General features: G+C 71.1%; 13 protein-coding genes and 1 riboswitch. Of the genes, 10 read left to right on the top strand and 3 right to left on the bottom strand.

What is annotated here, in order from left to right:
- Positions 1-299 precede the first annotated feature (299 nt).
- Positions 300-1,421: a CobW family GTP-binding protein gene (locus tag ACWEBX_RS03735; protein WP_451883279.1), complete on the top strand. Its 1,122-nt coding sequence runs from the start codon at positions 300-302 to the stop codon at positions 1,419-1,421.
- Between the two features lie 25 nt (positions 1,422-1,446).
- Here ACWEBX_RS03735 and ACWEBX_RS03730 read toward each other — a convergent pair whose 3' ends face one another.
- Positions 1,447-3,906 (bottom strand): DNA gyrase/topoisomerase IV subunit A, encoded by a 2,460-nt coding sequence (locus ACWEBX_RS03730; protein WP_451883278.1) that lies wholly within the window; start codon positions 3,904-3,906, stop codon positions 1,447-1,449.
- A 381-nt stretch (positions 3,907-4,287) separates the two neighbouring features.
- On the opposite strand from ACWEBX_RS03730, the gene ACWEBX_RS03725 reads away from it, so the two are divergent.
- From ACWEBX_RS03725 to ACWEBX_RS03710, 4 genes are all read left to right on the top strand, one after another.
- On the top strand, positions 4,288-5,649 hold the full coding sequence (locus tag ACWEBX_RS03725) for a M16 family metallopeptidase (RefSeq protein ID WP_451883277.1): 1,362 nt from the start codon (positions 4,288-4,290) through the stop codon (positions 5,647-5,649).
- Complete coding sequence (locus tag ACWEBX_RS03720; RefSeq protein ID WP_451883276.1) at positions 5,646-7,034, top strand: M16 family metallopeptidase; 1,389 nt, start codon at positions 5,646-5,648, stop codon at positions 7,032-7,034. The genes ACWEBX_RS03725 and ACWEBX_RS03720 overlap by 4 nt, the downstream gene beginning before the upstream one ends.
- A gap of 214 nt (positions 7,035-7,248) precedes the next feature.
- Positions 7,249-7,405, top strand: a riboswitch (cyclic di-AMP (ydaO/yuaA leader).
- Positions 7,406-7,417: 12 nt separating this feature from the next.
- Positions 7,418-8,185, top strand: a complete 768-nt coding sequence (locus ACWEBX_RS03715; protein ID WP_451883275.1) for a M23 family metallopeptidase — start codon at positions 7,418-7,420, stop codon at positions 8,183-8,185.
- Between the two features lie 195 nt (positions 8,186-8,380).
- Entirely contained in the window at positions 8,381-9,073 is a 693-nt protein-coding gene (locus ACWEBX_RS03710) for a GntR family transcriptional regulator (RefSeq protein ID WP_451883274.1), read from the top strand.
- Positions 9,074-9,300: 227 nt separating this feature from the next.
- On the opposite strand, the gene ACWEBX_RS03705 is transcribed toward ACWEBX_RS03710, so the two are convergent.
- Complete coding sequence (locus ACWEBX_RS03705; RefSeq protein ID WP_451883273.1) at positions 9,301-9,582, bottom strand: HPr family phosphocarrier protein; 282 nt, start codon at positions 9,580-9,582, stop codon at positions 9,301-9,303.
- Positions 9,583-9,758: 176 nt separating this feature from the next.
- On the opposite strand from ACWEBX_RS03705, the gene ACWEBX_RS03700 reads away from it, so the two are divergent.
- The 4 genes from ACWEBX_RS03700 to ACWEBX_RS03685 all read left to right on the top strand — a co-directional run bounded on the left by ACWEBX_RS03700 (position 9,759) and on the right by ACWEBX_RS03685 (position 15,379).
- Positions 9,759-12,587: a bifunctional acetate--CoA ligase family protein/GNAT family N-acetyltransferase gene (locus ACWEBX_RS03700; protein ID WP_451883272.1), complete on the top strand. Its 2,829-nt coding sequence runs from the start codon at positions 9,759-9,761 to the stop codon at positions 12,585-12,587.
- A 326-nt stretch (positions 12,588-12,913) separates the two neighbouring features.
- Positions 12,914-13,501: a DUF5998 family protein gene (locus ACWEBX_RS03695; protein WP_451883271.1), complete on the top strand. Its 588-nt coding sequence runs from the start codon at positions 12,914-12,916 to the stop codon at positions 13,499-13,501.
- Positions 13,501-14,688: an alkaline phosphatase family protein gene (locus ACWEBX_RS03690; RefSeq protein ID WP_451883270.1), complete on the top strand. Its 1,188-nt coding sequence runs from the start codon at positions 13,501-13,503 to the stop codon at positions 14,686-14,688. The genes ACWEBX_RS03695 and ACWEBX_RS03690 overlap by 1 nt, the downstream gene beginning before the upstream one ends.
- 43 nt (positions 14,689-14,731) lie before the next feature.
- Positions 14,732-15,379, top strand: a complete 648-nt coding sequence (locus ACWEBX_RS03685) for a thymidine kinase (protein ID WP_451883269.1) — start codon at positions 14,732-14,734, stop codon at positions 15,377-15,379.
- 80 nt (positions 15,380-15,459) lie between these two features.
- Here ACWEBX_RS03685 and ACWEBX_RS03680 read toward each other — a convergent pair whose 3' ends face one another.
- Positions 15,460-16,263 carry a VOC family protein gene (locus tag ACWEBX_RS03680; RefSeq protein WP_451883268.1) on the bottom strand — a complete coding sequence of 268 codons (804 nt, stop codon included), beginning with the start codon at positions 16,261-16,263 and terminating at the stop codon, positions 15,460-15,462.
- Positions 16,264-16,585: 322 nt separating this feature from the next.
- Here ACWEBX_RS03680 and ACWEBX_RS03675 point away from each other — a divergent pair, with 322 nt between their 5' ends.
- Entirely contained in the window at positions 16,586-17,413 is an 828-nt protein-coding gene (locus ACWEBX_RS03675) for a sulfurtransferase (protein WP_451883267.1), read from the top strand.
- Positions 17,414-17,555: the final 142 nt, after the last annotated feature.

Raw genomic sequence — 17,555 nt, 5'->3', positions numbered from 1 at the left:
TCGGTTGTGGGGCGACAGGGAGCGGACCGGCGAGCGGTGGGCGACGCGCTTGCCGTCTCCCAGTGTTGCCGAGCGGCTCTGATCGGCGGGGAGGCGGAGAGGAGGCGCACGGAGGGATGTGCGGGTCGCATCCACCGGCGCCATGTCCAACGTGTGCCCCGCGAGCGCCGCTAACAATCGTTCACTTCGGGGCGTTTCCCCTCACTCGTATGCTGGGTCGGCATTCAATCCCCATTCATCCCCCGCGTGAGCGCCGGTCCTGCGAGCCGGTGCGCGCACAGGTTCAGAGAGGGCGCGTGGTGAGTCGGTCGAGTACCCGTCAGATCCCGGTCGTCGTTCTCGCCGGCTTCCTGGGTTCCGGCAAGACCACACTGCTCAACCATCTCCTGCACCGCAGCGGTGGCAGCCGGATCGGAGCCGTCGTCAACGACTTCGGCGCGATCGAGATCGACGCGATGGCGGTGGCCGGAGCGCTCGGCGACTCCACCGTCTCGCTCGGCAACGGATGTCTGTGCTGTGCGGTCGATGTCAGCGAACTTGATCAATATCTTGACCGGCTCGCTCAACCCTCCGCCCGGATCGACGTCATCGTCATCGAGGCGAGCGGGCTCGCCGAGCCCCAGGAACTCGTGCGCATGGTGCTCGCCAGCGAGCATCCGGGAATCGTGTACGGAGGGCTCGTCGAGGTCGTCGACGCCGCCGAGTTCGCCGGCACGCGCGAGAAGCATCCTGAGATCGACCGGCACCTCGCCCTCGCCGATCTCGTCGTCGTGAACAAGATCGACCGGGCCGAGGACGCGGGGCGTGTACTGGGCGTCGTCCGGGAGCTCGCCGACCGGGCCGCGGTCGTCCCCGCCACCTACGGCCGTGTCGATCCGGAATTCCTCTTCGACTGCCGGCCCGGCGAGGAGCGCATCGGACAACTGTCCTTCGACGATCTCCATCGCAGCGACGACGGCGACGAGGTCAACCAGAGCGAAGGGGGCGACGGCCATTCGGGGGACGGTGGCCACGAAGAGCGCGGCCTCGAGGCTCACGGCCACCTCCATCTCCACTCCGCCTACGATTCCCTCTCCTTCAGCTCCGAAGTCCCGCTCGGTCCACGACAGTTGATGACCTTCCTCGACAGTCGGCCCGAGGGGCTCTACCGGATCAAGGGGTACGTCGACTTCGGCGTCCAGGACCTTCGCAACCGGTACGCGGTGCATGCCGTCGGGCGGTTCCTGCGTTTCTATCCGGAGCCCTGGACCGCTGCGGACGAGCGGCTCACCCAGCTCGTCCTCATCGGCTCCGGGATCGACACGGCGGCGTTGGCCAAGGAACTGGAGGCATGCAAAGAGGACGCCCCACACGCCGACGAACACAGCATGTGGGGCGTCCTCCGCTACGTACAGGAGCCGGAGCCCAGCCCGGAGGGCTGACCGCGGGCTGCACCGGGCCGGCGGCCTACACCGGGCCGGCCACCACCGACACCGGCCTGCCCAGCGACACGCCCGAGCCGTCACGGCGCGGGTCGATCTCCGGCAGGTCGACCGGCATGCCGGTCTTCTGCGCCGCGCGCCCCGGCACCGGACCGGCCCAGGCCAGCGACAGGCAGTCCTCGCCCTTCAGGAACCGCTGGCAGCGCACACCGCCCGTGGCGCGGCCCTTGCGCGGATACTGGTCGAACGGGGTCAGCTTGGCCGTCGTCTGGACGGAGTCGTCCAGCGTCCCGCGCGAACCCGCCACCGTGAAGACCACCGCGTCGACCGCCGGGTCGACCGCGGTGAACGAGATCACCTTCGCGCCGTCCGTCAGCTTGATGCCCGCCATGCCGCCCGCGGCACGGCCCTGCGGGCGCACCTGGGAAGCCTGGTAGCGCAGGAGCTGGGCGTCGTCCGTGATGAAGACCAGGTCCTCCTCGCCGGTGCGCAGCTCGACGGCGCCGACGATCCGGTCGCCGTCCTTGAGGGTGATGACCTCCAACTCCTCCTTGTTCGAGGGGTAGTCGGGCACCGTACGCTTGACGACACCCTGCGCCGTGCCGATCGCGAGACCGGGAGACGTCTCGTCGAGCGTCGTCAGACAGATCACGGTCTCGTCCGGCTCGAGGGCGGGCAGGAACTCCGAGATCGGAGCGCCCCCGGAGAGATTGGGTGCGGACGCCGTCTCGGGGAGCTGCGGGAGGTCGATCACGCTCAGGCGCAGGAGGCGGCCCAGGGACGTGACCGCGCCGACCTCGCCCCGCGCCGTAGCCGGCACGGCGGAGACGATCACGTCGTGCTTGGCGCGCTTGCCGTCCGGGTCCTGCCCGAAGGGCTCACCGGTCACCGTACGCGCCAGCAGCCCCGTGGAGGACAGCAGGACGCGGCACGGGTCGTCGGCGACCTGGAGCGAGACGGTCGGGGCGGGGGCGCCCGCGGACTCCAGGAGCACCGTGCGCCGGTCGGTGCCGAACTTCTTTGCCACCGCGGCCAGTTCGCCGGAGACCAGCTTGCGCAGCTCGGCGTCCGAATCCAGGATTCCGGTGAGCTCGTCGATCTCGCCGTTGAGACGGTCGCGCTCCGACTCCAGCTCGATGCGGTCGAACCGGGTGAGGCGGCGCAGCGGCGTGTCGAGGATGTACTGCGTCTGGATCTCGGAGAGCGAGAAGTGCTCGATCAGGCGTTCCTTGGCCTGCGCCGAGTTGTCGCTGGAGCGGATGAGGCGGATGACCTCGTCGATGTCCAGGAGGGCGACGAGGAGACCCTCGACCAGGTGCAGCCGGTCACGCTTCTTGGTGCGGCGGAACTCGCTCCGGCGGCGCACGACGTCGAAGCGGTGGTCGAGATAGACCTCCAGCAGCTCCTTGAGGCCCAGGGTGAGCGGCTGACCGTCCACCAGCGCCACGTTGTTGATGCCGAAGGACTCCTCCATCGGCGTCAGCTTGTAGAGCTGTTCGAGGACCGCCTCCGGCACGAAGCCGTTCTTGATCTCGATGACCAGGCGCAGGCCGTGCGCACGGTCGGTGAGGTCCTTGACGTCGGCGATGCCCTGGAGCCTCTTCGAGCCGACCAGGTCCTTGATCTTGGAGATCACCTTCTCCGGACCCACGGTGAAGGGCAGTTCGGTGACGACGAGGCCCTTGCGGCGCGCCGAGACGTCCTCCACCGACACCGTGGCACGGATCTTGAAGGTGCCGCGGCCCGACTCGTAGGCGTCCCTGATCCCGGAGAGACCGACGATGCGGCCGCCGGTGGGCAGGTCGGGTCCCGGGACGTGCCTCATCAGCGTCTCGAGGTCGGCGCCCGGGTAGCGGATGAGGTGCCGGGCGGCGGCGATGACCTCGCCGAGGTTGTGCGGCGGCATGTTCGTGGCCATGCCGACGGCGATGCCCGACGAGCCGTTGACCAGCAGGTTCGGGAAGGCGGCCGGAAGGGCCACCGGCTCCCGCTCCTGGCCGTCGTAGTTGGGCGTGAAGTCGACGGTGTCCTCGTCGATCGACTCGGTCATCAGCGACGTCGCGTCGGCCATCCGGGCCTCGGTGTAACGCATCGCCGCCGGCGGGTCGTCGTTGCCGAGGGAGCCGAAGTTGCCGTGGCCGTCGACCAGGGGTACGCGCATGGAGAAGGGCTGCGCCAGACGCACCAGTGCGTCGTAGATCGACGCGTCGCCGTGCGGGTGCAGCTTACCCATGACCTCGCCGACGACACGGGCGCACTTCACATAGCCGCGGTCGGGGCGCAGGCCCATCTCGTTCATCTGGTACACGATGCGGCGGTGCACCGGCTTCAAGCCGTCGCGGGCGTCCGGCAGGGCTCGCGAGTAGATGACCGAGTACGCGTATTCGAGGAAGGAGCCCTGCATCTCGTCCACGACGTCGATGTCGAGGATCTTCTCCTCGTACGAGTCGTCGGGCGGCGGGGTCTTCGTGCTGCGGCGGGCCATCGCTGCTGCGGCTCCTTCACAGTCTCTGCCGGGGCATGAACGGGTTCTGACGCGCACCATTGTGGACCGCCCCACTGACAACCCCGACCGCGACCCGTCCGTTGCGCCCCTCGGGCAGGCTCCGCGGGCGCCGCCGGGACCGTTCCCGAGCGGCTGTCCGGGCCCGGTGCGCGGGTGGCCCGCGAGTACGTCCGGCCGGTGCACGGCGGTCCCCGAGGGCGTTCGCGGCGGATCCCGGAGGCCTTCCCCGGGCGCGCCGGGGACACGCGCGAGTCTCGCTCTCGGCGTACGAGGCGCGGGAACTTCGCCAGCCGTCCACGCGCTTGCATACAGTGGCAGGACCGACAGGAATGACGCAGTTCCGCGATCGAAGGGACGTACATGCCCATGGGTCACACGGCCACAGCTGAGGCAGGCTCCGGCGGCCTGACAGCGACCGAGCACCGCCTGGCCAACGGCCTGCGCGTGGTGCTCTCCGAGGACCATCTGACCCCGGTCGCCGCGGTGTGCCTCTGGTACGACGTCGGCTCGCGCCACGAGGTCAAGGGCCGGACCGGACTCGCCCACCTCTTCGAGCACCTGATGTTCCAGGGCTCCAAGCAGGTTCATGGCAATGGTCATTTCGAACTCGTCCAGGGCGCCGGCGGCTCGCTCAACGGCACGACGAGCTTCGAGCGCACCAACTACTTCGAGACCATGCCCGCCCACCAGCTCGAGCTCGCCCTCTGGCTGGAGGCCGACCGCATGGGATCGCTGCTCGAGGCGCTGGACGACGAGTCCATGGAGAACCAGCGCGACGTCGTGAAGAACGAGCGCCGCCAGCGTTACGACAACGTCCCGTACGGCACCGCCTTCGAGAAGCTCACCGCGCTCTCGTACCCCGAGGGCCACCCGTACCACCACACCCCGATCGGGTCGATGGCGGACCTGGACGCGGCCACCCTGGAGGACGCCCGCGCGTTCTTCCGTACCAACTACGCGCCCAACAACGCTGTCCTGTCGGTCGTCGGCGACATCGACCCGGAGCAGACGCTCGCCTGGGTCGAGAAGTACTTCGGCTCCATCCCCGGGCACGACGGCAAGCCCGCCCCGCGGGACGGATCGCTGCCCGACATCGTCGGTGAGCAGATCCGCGAGGTCGTCGAGGAGGACGTCCCGGCGCGCGCCCTGATGGCCGCCTACCGCCTCCCGGAGGACGGCACGCGCGCGTGCGACGCGGCCGACCTGGCGCTCACCGTCCTCGGCGGCGGCGAGTCCTCCCGGCTCTACAACCGGCTCGTACGCCGTGACCGCACCGCCGTCGCGGCCGGGTTCGGCCTGCTGCGGCTCTCCGGAGCGCCCTCCCTGGGGTGGCTGGATGTGAAGACGTCCGGCGACGTCGAGGTCCCGGTCATCGAGGCCGCCGTCGACGAGGAGCTCGCCCGGTTCGCCGAGGAGGGCCCCACGGCCGGGGAAATGGAGCGCGCCCAGGCCCAGTTGGAGCGCGAGTGGCTCGACCGGCTCGGTACCGTCGCCGGCCGCGCCGACGAATTGTGCCGGTACGCCGTCCTGTTCGGCGACCCGCAGCTCGCTCTGACCGCCGTACAGCGCGTCCTCGACGTCACGGCGGAGGAGGTCCAGGAGGCCGCCAAGGCCCGTCTGCGCCCCGACAACCGCGCGGTGCTCGTCTACGAACCGACCACAGCCGAAGCCGCCGACGCGGCCGGCTCCGCCGACGAGACCGACGAGGAGGCGGCGAAGTGACCGAGCTCGCCACCATGGACTTCCACCCACAGCCCCAGGCAGGACAGCCGAAGCCGTGGGCGTTCCCCGCCCCCGAGCGCGGCACCCTGGACAACGGTCTGACCGTGCTGCGCTGCCACCGCCCCGGTCAGCAGGTCGTCGCCGTCGAGGTGATCCTCGCCGCGCCGCTGGACGCCGAGCCGGCGGGCCTGGACGGCATCGCCACGATCATGGCGCGCGCCTTCTCCGAGGGCACCGACAAGCACTCTGCCGAGGACTTCGCCGCCGAACTGGAGCGTTGCGGCGCCACGCTCGACGCGCACGCCGACCACCCCGGCGTACGCCTGTCCCTCGAAGTGCCCGTCTCGCGCCTGGCCAAGGCCCTCGGCCTGCTCGCCGACGCCCTGCGGGCCCCCGCGTTCGCGGACAGCGAGGTCGAGCGGCTGGTGACCAACCGGCTGGACGAGATCCCGCACGAGACGGCCAACCCCGCCCGTCGTGCCGCCAAGGAGCTCTCCAAGGAACTGTTCCCGGCGAGCGCGCGCATGTCGCGCCCCCGCCAGGGCACCGAGGAGACGGTCCAGAACATCGACGCGTCGGGCGTTCGCGCCTTCTACGAGAAGCACGTACGCCCCGCCACGGCCACCGCGGTCGTCGTCGGTGACCTGACCGATGTCGATCTCGACGAACTGCTCGCCGACACGCTCGGCTCCTGGACCGGCTCCTCCGCCGAACCGCGTCTGGTGCCGCCGGTGAGCGCCGACGACACCGGCCGCGTGATCATCGTCGACCGCCCCGGAGCCGTCCAGACGCAGCTCCTCATCGGCCGTGTCGGTGCCGACCGGCACGACCGCGTGTGGCCCGCCCAGGTCCTCGGCACCTACTGCCTCGGCGGCACCCTCACCTCGCGCCTGGACCGCGTCCTGCGCGAGGAGAAGGGCTACACCTACGGCGTACGGGCGTTCGGGCAGGTCCTCCGCTCCGCGCCGGACGGCACGGGCGCCGCGATGCTCGCCATCAGCGGTTCTGTGGACACTCCCAACACCGGCCCGGCGCTCGACGACCTGTGGAAGGTGCTGCGCACCCTCGCGGCCGAAGGCCTGACCGACACCGAGCGCGATGTCGCCGTGCAGAACCTGGTGGGTGTCGCGCCCCTCAAGTTCGAGACGGCGGCGGCCGTCGCGAGCACGCTCGCGGACCAGGTCGAGCAGCACCTGCCGGACGACTACCAGGCGACGCTCTACCGGCAACTGGCGGCCACCGGCACCGTGGAGGCCACCGCGGCGGCCGTGAGCGCCTTCCCGACGGACCGTCTGGTGACCGTCCTGGTCGGCGACGCGGCACAGATCGCGGACCCGATGAGGGCCCTCGAAATCGGTGAAGTCACCGTGGTGGCAGCCGAGTAGAACCGTGCGACGGAAGAGGGCCCTGACGGCTGAAGAGCCGTCAGGGCCCTTCCCTTTCCGGACATCGGTCCCAAGATGTCCGTATTCGTACGGCGGTTGCCCTTCTGCCCTGTGGGATGCGTTACAAAAATCGTGATCCGTTTGTTGTTCGAAAGACACCGCGTTTAGCGTCGGTGCGGCTGTTCGTCACGCAGTGCGCCGCGCCCGCGGCACCGGACAGTCATCGCCGAGTCCCCGTGACGTGAGTCAGGGGAGCCGGGGACCCACGCAGTCCCTGGGGTGAATCGGACGCCCTCTTCGGAGGGAGCCCGTAGGAGACCTTCCTGCTCCGAACCCGTCAGCTAACCCGGTAGGCGAGAGGGAAGGAAAGGACCAGCCCCTACATGGCGTTCACCTGTGGCACCGGCAAGCATCGTCGTACGAGCAGCCGGGTGCACAGCACCACCACGACCGCCGTCGGGGTCGCGGCGCTCACCACCACCGGCGTGATCGGAACCCTGGCCGCCCCCGCGTTCGCCGCGGAAGCCTCCGTCGAGCAGACCGGGCTCACCCAGGCCGTCACCCTCAACGACACGGTCGCCGACCAGATCGACGCCCAGGCCTTCGCGCAGCAGCGCGCCGCCGACGAAGCCGCAGCGCGCAAGCAGGCCGAGCAGACCGCCCGCAAGCAGGCCGCCGAGCAGGCCTCGAAGCTCCGCGAGGCCAAGGAGCGCGCCGCCCGCGAGGCCGAGCGCAAGCGCCTGAACACGTTCGTCATGCCGATCACCGGTTCGTACGTCTCCACCGGCTACCAGGCCAGCAGCGCCCTCTGGTCCTCCGGCAGCCACACCGGCGTCGACTTCCACGCCTCCTCCGGCACCTCGGTCCACGCCGTCGGATCCGGCACGGTCGTCACGGCCGGCTGGGGCGGCGCCTACGGCAATCAAGTCGTGGTCAAGATGCACGACGGCACGTACACCATGTTCGGCCACCTGTCGTCCATCGGGGTGTCCGTGGGGCAGGCCGTCACTCCGGGGCAGCAGATCGGCCTCTCCGGGGACACCGGCAACACCACGGGACCGCACCTCCACTTCGAGGCGCGTACGACCGCGGAGTACGGCTCGGACATCGACCCGGTCGCCTACCTGCGCTCGCACGGCGTCAACGTCTGACGACCGCTTCGCGGCTTCCCACCGCTTTTGATGCCCCGGCTCACCGAGTCGGGGCATCGTCGTTTCCGGACGCCGTCTGTCCAAAAAATATCCATGGATTCAGGCCCGCCATCGGAAATTCAGGCTTCCTGCAATAGAGTCACTGAACAAGCGTCAATCGACGGCGTTTCACGGGGATTAAAGCGGAGGTCGGTCATGCGTATTCCGGCACACTCGGTGTGCACGGCGATCCGTGACGACATCGTCGCGGGTGTCTACGAGCGCGGCGGCCGGCTCACCGAGGAACTGCTCGCACGCCGCTACGGCGTCTCGCGCGTCCCCGTGCGCGAGGCGCTGCGCACGCTGGAGGCGGAGGGCTTCGTGGTCACCCGCCGGCACGCGGGCGCCTGCGTCGCGGAGCCCAGCGAGCTGGAGGCCGCGGACCTCCTGGAGATGCGCATGCTGCTGGAACCGCTGGGGGCCGCTCGGGCCGCGCAGCGGCGCACGGAGGCCCACCTGAAGGTGTTGCGGGGGCTGGTCCGGCTGGGGCAGGAGCGTTCCAGGCGAGGCCACAGCGAGGATCTGCGCTCGCTGGGCGGCTGGTTCCACGAGACGCTGGCGCAGGCGTCCGGAAGCCCCGCGCTGACCTCGACGCTCGCCCAGCTTCGCCACAAGATCGCCTGGATGTACTCGGTGGAGGCGCCGGCCGACCCCGCGGAGTCCTGGGCGGAGCACGGCGGCATCGTGGACGCGGTCGCCCGGGGGGACGGCGAGCGGGCCCGCGCGATCACGGCCCTGCACACCGAGCGCGCCACGGCCGCGCACCGGCTCCGATTCCCCGGAGGCGACCGGGCGGACCGTGTGAGAAGTTCGCAACATCCCGTAAACGTGACGGGCCCGCGTCATTAACACAGGCGCCGTATACAAAGAGGGATATTCGGCGGGGGCTCATTTCTGATGCCCTTTTATTCGCGTGTCCGGAATTCCGGTGCACGCCATTTCCGCGGCCGCGGCGCGAGGCGCGCCTGACACCGGGGGAATGTGCGGGCGAGGCCACGGAAAACGGCCGGGCCGCGCCACCCGGAGAATGGGTGGAGCGGCCCGGCCGTGCGTGTCCGACTGTCCTGGGAGCGGGCTCAGACGGTCTCGGGGAGCTCGTCGAGCCCCTCGGCGACCAGCTTCGCCAGACGGTCGAGAGCGACCTCCGCGCCGTCGGCGTCCGACGAGAGGACGATCTCCTCGCCACCCTGGGCGCCCAGGCCGAGGACCGCGAGCATGGAGGCCGCGTTGACGGGGTCGCCGTCGGCCTTCGCGATCGTCACGGGGATGCCGGAAGCCGTGGTGGCCCGGACGAAGATGGAGGCGGGGCGGGCGTGGAGGCCCTCGGTCCAGCCGACGTTGACGCGGCGCTCAGCCATGAGATGCTGCCCTTCGGGTTTTCAGGGTTGTCTAGACCATTGTTCCATATCGCGAGGTGTGCCTGGACGGACCCGGGCGCCACCCGCCGCGGTGTCGGTCGAAGACCCGTGCCGACGCCCCGTCGTCCTCAGACTGCCCCGCGCCGTTGTCGTACGCGAGCCGTACTCTGGGGCCCATGCAGACCTCGTCGGACCGGCACGAGTACCCAGCCCACTGGGAGGCCGACGTGGTGCTGCGCGACGGCGGCACCGCACGCATCAGGCCCATCACCGTCGACGACGCCGAGCGCCTGGTCAGCTTCTACGAGCAGGTGTCGGACGAGTCGAAGTACTACCGCTTCTTCGCGCCCTATCCGCGCCTGTCCGCCAAGGACGTCCGCCGCTTCACCCACCACGACTTCGTGGACCGGGTCGGCCTCGCGGCCACGGTGGGCGGTGAGTTCATCGCCACCGTGCGCTACGACCGGATCAACGCGGACGGCATGCCCGCCTCCGCGCCCGCCGACGAGGCCGAGGTCGCCTTCCTCGTGCAGGACGCCCACCAGGGCCGGGGTGTCGCCTCCGCACTGCTCGAACACATCGGAGCGGTGGCCCGCGAGCGTGACATCCGCCGCTTCGCCGCCGAGGTGCTGCCCGCCAACAACAAGATGATCAAGGTCTTCACGGACGCCGGATACACCCAGAAGCGCAGCTTCGAGGACGGTGTCGTACGCCTGGAGTTCGACCTCGAACCCACCGACCGGTCCCTCGCCGTCCAGCGCGCGCGGGAACAGCGCGCCGAGGCCCGCTCCGTCCAGCGGCTGCTCGCCCCCGGCTCGGTCGCCGTCGTCGGCGCCGGGCGCGCACCTGGAGGGGTCGGCCGCAGCGTCCTCGACAACCTCCGCCAGGCCGGTTTCACCGGACGCCTGTATGCGGTGAACGCGGCACTCCAGGAGAAGGAACTCGACGGAGTCCCGGCCCACCGCTCCATCAGGGACATCGCCGACCCCGTCGACCTCGCCGTCGTCGCCGTGCCTGCCGAACTCGTCCCCCAGGTCGTGACCGAATGCGGCGAACACGGCGTGCAGGGACTGGTGGTGGTCTCCGCAGGCTACGCCGAGAGCGGCCCCGAGGGACGCGAGCGCCAGCGCGAACTCGTACGGCACGCGCGCACGTACGGGATGCGCATCATCGGGCCCAACGCCTTCGGTGTCATCAACACAGCGCCCGACGTACGGCTGAACGCCTCGCTCGCCCCCCAGATGCCCCGCCCCGGACGCATCGGCCTGTTCGCGCAGTCCGGCGCCATCGGCATCGCCCTGCTGTCCCGGCTGCACCGGCGCGGCGGCGGCGTCACCGGCGTCACCGGCGTGTCGACCTTCGTCTCCTCGGGGAACCGCGCGGACGTCTCCGGCAACGACGTCCTGCAGTACTGGTACGAGGACCCGGACACCGACGTCGCCCTGATGTACCTCGAATCCATCGGCAACCCGCGCAAGTTCACCCGCCTCGCGCGGCGGACCGCGGCCGCGAAGCCGCTGGTCGTCGTCCAGGGAGCGCGGCACGGCGGGGCAGCTCCCCAGGGACACGCCATCCGGGCCACACGGCTGCCGCACGCCACCGTGTCCGCGCTGCTGCGCCAGGCCGGAGTGATCCGGGTGGACACGATCACCGAACTCGTCGACGCGGGCCTGCTGCTGGCCCGCCAGCCGCTGCCCCGGGGACCCCGCGTGGCGATCCTCGGGAATTCCGAGTCCCTGGGGCTGCTGACGTACGACGCCTGCCTCGCCGAGGGGCTCAGGCCGCTGCCGCCCCGGGACCTCACCACGGCTGCCTCGGCGGAGGACTTCCACAAGGCCCTGTCGCAGGCGCTCGCCGACGACGGCTGCGACGCCGTCGTCGTGACGGCCATACCGGCCGTGGGGGAGACCTCGGCCGCCGACGAGGCGCTCGCCGAGGCGCTCCGGTCCTCCGCTCTGGAGGCTCCGGCGAAACCCGTGCTCGTGGTGCACGTCGAGCTCGGCGGACTCGCCGAAGCCCTGTCCGCCGCCGCGAGCACCGCCCCGCAGGCCCCGGAGGGTGCATCCGGCGCGTCACCCGGCGCCCGCTTCCACCCCTCGGACCGGTCACCCGCAGCGCCGCGTGCCGAGACCGCGCCGGACTCCCGGCTCATCCCCGCCTATCCCGCCGCCGAACGTGCCGTCCGCGCCCTCGCCGAAGCCGTCAGGTACGCCCAGTGGCGCACGGACGCCCATGAGCCCGGCAAGGTGCCCGATTACGAGGACATCGACGAGAAGGGGGCCGCCCGGCTGATCGACGACCTCCTCGCGCGCGGGGAGGGTCTCACCCTGGGCGGCGAACAGACGGCGGAGCTGCTCGGGCGCTACGGCATCGACGTACACCAGGCCCTGCCCGCCCCCACTCCGGACGACGCCGTGGCGGCCGCGCGCGCCATCGGATACCCCGTCGCCCTCAAGACCACCGCCCCGCACCTCCGGCACCGCGCGGACCTCGGCGGCGTACGCCTGGACGTGGCGGACGAGGAGCAGTTGCGCCGGGCGTACGCGGAGCTGACCGAGCTGTTCGGGCCGCCCACGGTGCTGCGCCCTGTCGTGCAGAGGATGGCGCCGCGCGGTGTCGACACGGTCGTCCGCGCGGTGATCGACCCGGCGGCCGGGGCGGTGCTCTCCTTCGGGCTCGCCGGAGCCGCCTCCGAACTGCTCGGTGACACCGCGCACCGGCTGGTCCCGGTCACCGACCGGGACGCGGCCTCGCTGGTCCGGTCGATCCGGACGGCACCGCTCCTGTTCGGCTGGCGGGGCTCCGCGCCGGTCGACACGGCGGCCCTCGAAGAGCTCATGCTGCGGGTCTCCCGGCTGGTCGACGACCACCCGGAGGTCGTCGCGGTCTCGCTGGAGCCGGTGGTGGTGGCCCCGGCCGGCCTGAGTGTCCTGGGCGCCACGGTACGGCTGGCCCGCGCCCCGCTCCGTGACGACCTCGGCCCCCGCACCCTGCCGGTCGTCTGAGTCGCACGGGCCCCAGGGCTGTCCAGGGAGTCCGAGTCCAGGCAGTCCAGGCAGTCCGGGCCGTCCCGGCCATGGAGGCCACCGGAGCCTTCCGGGGAGTCCGGGCCGGCCGGTCGCCCGAGCCGTCCTGGCCGGCCGAGTGGCCCCGGCCTGCCGAGTCGTCCGGGGCGCCGGAAGGCAGTGTCCCCGTGACGGCGGGCACTCCGCCCGGACGCCTGCCGTGCCCGCGTCCCGCCCGTCACCCCGCGCGATACGGTCTGATCCGTCCACGACAGACCCATGCGAGCGGTGCCTCGCAGTCAGTGGGCCCCCGTAGGATGGACGGCATGGCCAAGACCAGTACGACGACCCAGGGGCTGCGAGCGGCGATCGAGCGCAGCGGCTACTACCCGGCCCTCGTGGCCGAGGCGGTGGAGGCCGCGATCGGCGGCGAGACCATCCGGTCGTACCTGGTCCACCAGGAGACCACGTTCGACGCGAACGAGGTGCGGCGGCACGTCACCGTGCTGGTCCTCACCGGCAACCGTTTCATCGTGAGCCACACCGACGAGCAGAACGCGGACACCACCTCCCCGACGCCGTACGCCACGACCTCGACGGAGTCGGTCAAGCTCGGCCGGATCTCGTCGGTCGTCGTCAGCCGCGTCGTCGCGAACCCCGAGTCGTACTCGCCCGGCACACTGCCCCGCGAAGTGGTCCTCACCATCGGCTGGGGCGCCGTCTCCCGCATCGACCTGGAGCCGGCCGCCTGCGGTGACCCCAACTGCGAGGCCGATCACGGCTACACCGGCAACTCGACGGCGGACGACCTGAGCCTGCGGGTGAGCGAGGCGGGTGACGGTCCTGAGACCGTCCGCCAGGCCCTGGCCTTCGCGCAGTCCCTCTCCGAGGCGACCGCGGACGTCGCCCGCTGATGGCTCTGCCCACCTGGGACCACCCGGAGCCGCTCGCCGTCGACTCCGCGCCCGTCCCCGAGTACGGCACCGGTTCGCTGGCCGATCTGCTCCCCACGCTCGCCGCCGGGATGTCGGTGCCCGGCGTGACCGTCGCCATACCCGAGCTGACCGCGGCCGACCGGAACTGCGTTTTCCTGATCGACGGTCTCGGATGGGAGCAGCTCAAGGCCCACCCGGACGAAGCACCCTTCATGACGTCGCTCCTGGCGTCCTCGCGCGGCGGCACCGGCCGTCCGATCACCGCCGGCTACCCGGCCACCACCGCGACCTCCCTCGCCTCCGTGGGCACCGGCCTGCCCCCGGGCGCGCACGGTCTGCCCGGCTACACCGCGCGCAACCCCGCCACCGGCGAGCTGATGAACCAGCTCCGCTGGAACCCGTGGACCGAGCCGCGCGCCTGGCAGCCCTATCCCACGATCTTCCAGCAGGCCGACGCGGCGGGTGTACACACAGCCCAGGTCTCCTCGCCGACCTTCCAGAACACCCCGCTGACGAAGATCGCGCTGAGCGGGGGTACGTTCCACGGCCGGCTGTCGGGCGAGGAACGTATGGACTTCGCCGCCGAGCAACTGTCCGCCGGTGACCGCTCCCTGGTCTACACGTACTACGCGGAAGTGGACGGCAAGGGCCACCGCTTCGGTGTCGACTCCGACCCCTGGCGCGGACAGCTCATGTACGTCGACCGGCTGGTCCAGCGTCTCGCGGAGCAGTTGCCGCCGCGCTCGGCGCTGTACGTCACGGCCGACCACGGCATGATCGACATCCCGTTCGACGAGCAGCACCGCATCGACTTCGACGAGGACTGGGAGCTGCGCGCCGGGGTCGCCCTGTTGGGCGGCGAGGGCCGTGCCCGCCATGTGTACGCCGTCCCTGGCGCCGAGGTGGACGTGCTGACCTGCTGGCGCGAGGTCCTGGGCGAGCAGTTCTGGGTCGCCTCCCGTGACGAGGCGATCGAGGCGGGCTGGTTCGGTCCGCAGGTCGACGAGCGGGTCTACGCCCGGCTGGGCGACGTCATCGCCGCCGCCCGGGACGACGTCCTGATCACGGCCTCCGAGCGGGAGCCGAAGGAGTCGCTGATGGTCGGCAACCACGGCTCGATGACCCCGGCCGAGCAACTGGTACCCCTCCTCCAAGTACGCTCCTGACGTCCTCCCTTCTTCCCTGTTGCCGAAAGGTGCTCAACTCCCCATGCCCGAGCTGGTGTTCTTCTCCGGAACGATGGACTGTGGGAAGTCCACACTGGCTCTCCAGATCGAGCACAACCGCTCGACGCGGGGTCTGCAGGGCATGATCTTCACGCGTGACGACCGCGCGGGCGAGGGCAAACTCTCCTCCCGCCTCGGGCTGGTCACCGACGCGGTCGAAGTGATGGACGACCAGGATCTGTACGCGTATCTGGTGGACCACCTCTCGCAGGGCGGCCGGGCCGACTACGTGATCGCGGACGAGGCACAGTTCCTGGCCCCCGCGCAGATCGACCAACTGGCCCGCGTGGTGGACGACCTGGACGTCGATGTCTTCGCCTTCGGGATCACCACCGACTTCCGGTCCAAGCTCTTCCCCGGCTCCCAGCGCCTCGTCGAACTCGCCGACCGGGTCGAGGTCCTCCAGGTCGAGGCCCTGTGCTGGTGCGGCGCCCGCGCCACGCACAACGCCCGTACTGTGGGCGGCGAGATGGTCGTCGAGGGTGCCCAGGTCGTCGTAGGTGACGTCAACCAGCACGAGAGCATCGGCTACGAGGTCCTGTGCCGCCGGCACCACCGGCGTCGTATGACGGCCGCCACGGCCCGTGCGAGCGCCCTGTCCCCCGACGTCCTGCCGATCGCCCCGGTCTGAGGCCTGTTCCGGAGTTGCGCCTCCGGAATTTGCGGCTCCGGTTTCCGCCCCCAGGGATCCGTCTCCGGAGATCCGCCGGGTCAGGTGACGGCGTGGATCAAGGAGAAGACCGCGCCCTCAGGATCCGCCACCGTCGCCACCCGGCCGTGCGGCGAGTCGTGGGCCGGCCGCAGAAGGCGCCCGCCGAGTTCCGTGACGAGGTTGACGGTGTCGTCCAGTTCGGCGGCCTCGAAGTACGTCAGCCAGTGTGGTCCCCGGTCGCGCGGCAGGGCGTTCCCGACGCCGTGGACGCCGGCCACCGGCCGTCCGTCGATGCGGAGGGTCACGTAGTCGAAGTCGGCCGAGCCGGCCGGCTGCAGCTCGTAGCCGAAGACCCCCTTGTAGAACTTCACGACACTCTCGGTGTCGCGCGTCACGAGTTCGTTCCACGCCGGGGTGCCCGGCACTCCGGTGATCTCGGTGCCGAGGTGGGCGACCCTCTGCCAGATCCCGAAGACGGCGCCCGACGGGTCGGAGGCGATGGCCAGGCGGCCGGCCTCGGCGGCGTCCAGCGGGCCCACGCCCACGGTTCCGCCGCTGTGCCGTACGGTCTCGGCGGTGTGGTCCACGTCTGCCGAGGCGAAGTAGGGCGTCCAGGCGACCGGCAGATGCCGGTCGGGCGGCAACTGGCCGATCCCGGCCACCTCCTGGCCGTCGAGCAGTGCCCGCGCGTAGGGGCCGAGCTGCGGGGGACCGGGCTGGAACTCCCAGCCGAACAGCGCTCCGTAGAAGTTCTGGGTCGCGGCCGTCTCGTGCGCCATCAGGCTCACCCAGCAGGGTGTCCCGGGCGTGTTCCGAGCGTGCGTGGTGCCGTTCGCGCCGGCCGATTCCCGTGCCTCGGTCATCGTCACTCTCTTCTCGGCCCCTCGCGGTGGCCGGTCACCTTCCGCTTGCGAACACGCGTACCCAGTCGCGTGCGTGCACGCCCCGTGCCGATGTCCGCACCACCGGTCTCGCCGGAGTTCCCTCCCGCGCCACCGTCGAGCGGCGTGGGAACGGGGACGCCCGGTCCGCCGTCTCCCGTCCGTCGCCAAGCGATTGCCGTGTGGTGTCCATCGGTTGTACAGCATGTGCCCGATCCCGTACGCCGGGTGATCGGACCTGCCCGGCGGAGCACAGTAGCGGGACATGGACGAAGCGGCCACCCCGTGCGCAAGGATGGGGACCATGAACGCCATCATCACGGCACCCGAACTCGCGAGTGACCTGGCGGGGCCGAACCCGCCGGTCCTCCTCGACGTCCGCTGGCAGTTGGGCGGCCCCAACCTGCGCCCCGAGTACGAGAACGCGCACATCCCCGGTGCCGTCTTCGTCGACCTGGATTCCGAACTCGCTGGTCCGGCCGGTGCGGCGGGCCGGCATCCCCTCCCCGACCCCGAGGTCTTCGGCGCGGCGATGCGGGCCGCGGGAGTGTCCGAGGACCGCGATGTCGTCGTGTACGACGGCGGGCAGGGCTGGGCCGCCGCGCGCGCCTGGTGGCTGCTGGGCTATTCGGGTCATCCGTCGGTACGCGTGCTTGACGGCGGGTTCGCCGCCTGGAGCGGGCCGGTGTCCTCGGAGGTCCCCTCGCCGGTGCCCGGAACGTTCGTACCGACGGCCGGTGCCCGGCCGGCGCTCGACGCGGACGGGGCGGCCGCGCTCGCCCGCACCGGGCTGCTGCTGGACGCCCGTGCGGGGGAGCGGTACCGGGGCGAAATCGAGCCGATCGACCGGGTCGGCGGTCACATCCCGGGCGCCGTCTCCGCGCCGACCGCCGGGAACGTCACGGAGGACGGGCGGTTCCTGCCGGCGGCCGAACTCGCGGACCGTTTCAAGTCCTTCGGCGTGACACCGGAGTTCGAGGTCGGCGTCTACTGCGGCTCCGGCGTCTCGGGTGCCCATGAGGTGCTGGCCCTCGCCGTGGCCGGCGTTCCCGCGGCGCTGTACGTGGGTTCGTGGTCGGAGTGGTCCCAGGACGCGGACCGTGCCGTCGCGGTGGGCCCCGACCCGCAGTGACCCCCGTGCTGCCGGGAGCGACCTCGGCGAGGGAGCCCCCTGGCGAGTGCGGGCTCTCCCGGATGATGCCGGGGGCCCGCGCGGCGCGTGACACGGTCGGTCACGCCGCTCGTGCATGACGGCGGGGCCCGCACCGGACGGG

The organism is Streptomyces sp. NPDC005070 (assembly GCF_053600395.1).
This window is presented reverse-complemented; position numbering and strand designations above follow the sequence as displayed.

Coding starts and splice junctions, on each gene's coding strand:
- ACWEBX_RS03730 (WP_451883278.1), bottom strand. CDS start 3,906: ATGGCCCGCCGCAGCACGAAGACCCCGCCGCCCGACGACTCGTACGAG.
- ACWEBX_RS03710 (WP_451883274.1), top strand. CDS start 8,381: ATGCGTATTCCGGCACACTCGGTGTGCACGGCGATCCGTGACGACATC.
- ACWEBX_RS03675 (WP_451883267.1), top strand. CDS start 16,586: ATGAACGCCATCATCACGGCACCCGAACTCGCGAGTGACCTGGCGGGG.
- ACWEBX_RS03680 (WP_451883268.1), bottom strand. CDS start 16,263: ATGACCGAGGCACGGGAATCGGCCGGCGCGAACGGCACCACGCACGCT.
- ACWEBX_RS03700 (WP_451883272.1), top strand. CDS start 9,759: ATGCAGACCTCGTCGGACCGGCACGAGTACCCAGCCCACTGGGAGGCC.
- ACWEBX_RS03685 (WP_451883269.1), top strand. CDS start 14,732: ATGCCCGAGCTGGTGTTCTTCTCCGGAACGATGGACTGTGGGAAGTCC.
- ACWEBX_RS03690 (WP_451883270.1), top strand. CDS start 13,501: ATGGCTCTGCCCACCTGGGACCACCCGGAGCCGCTCGCCGTCGACTCC.
- ACWEBX_RS03705 (WP_451883273.1), bottom strand. CDS start 9,582: ATGGCTGAGCGCCGCGTCAACGTCGGCTGGACCGAGGGCCTCCACGCC.
- ACWEBX_RS03725 (WP_451883277.1), top strand. CDS start 4,288: ATGCCCATGGGTCACACGGCCACAGCTGAGGCAGGCTCCGGCGGCCTG.
- ACWEBX_RS03695 (WP_451883271.1), top strand. CDS start 12,914: ATGGCCAAGACCAGTACGACGACCCAGGGGCTGCGAGCGGCGATCGAG.
- ACWEBX_RS03715 (WP_451883275.1), top strand. CDS start 7,418: ATGGCGTTCACCTGTGGCACCGGCAAGCATCGTCGTACGAGCAGCCGG.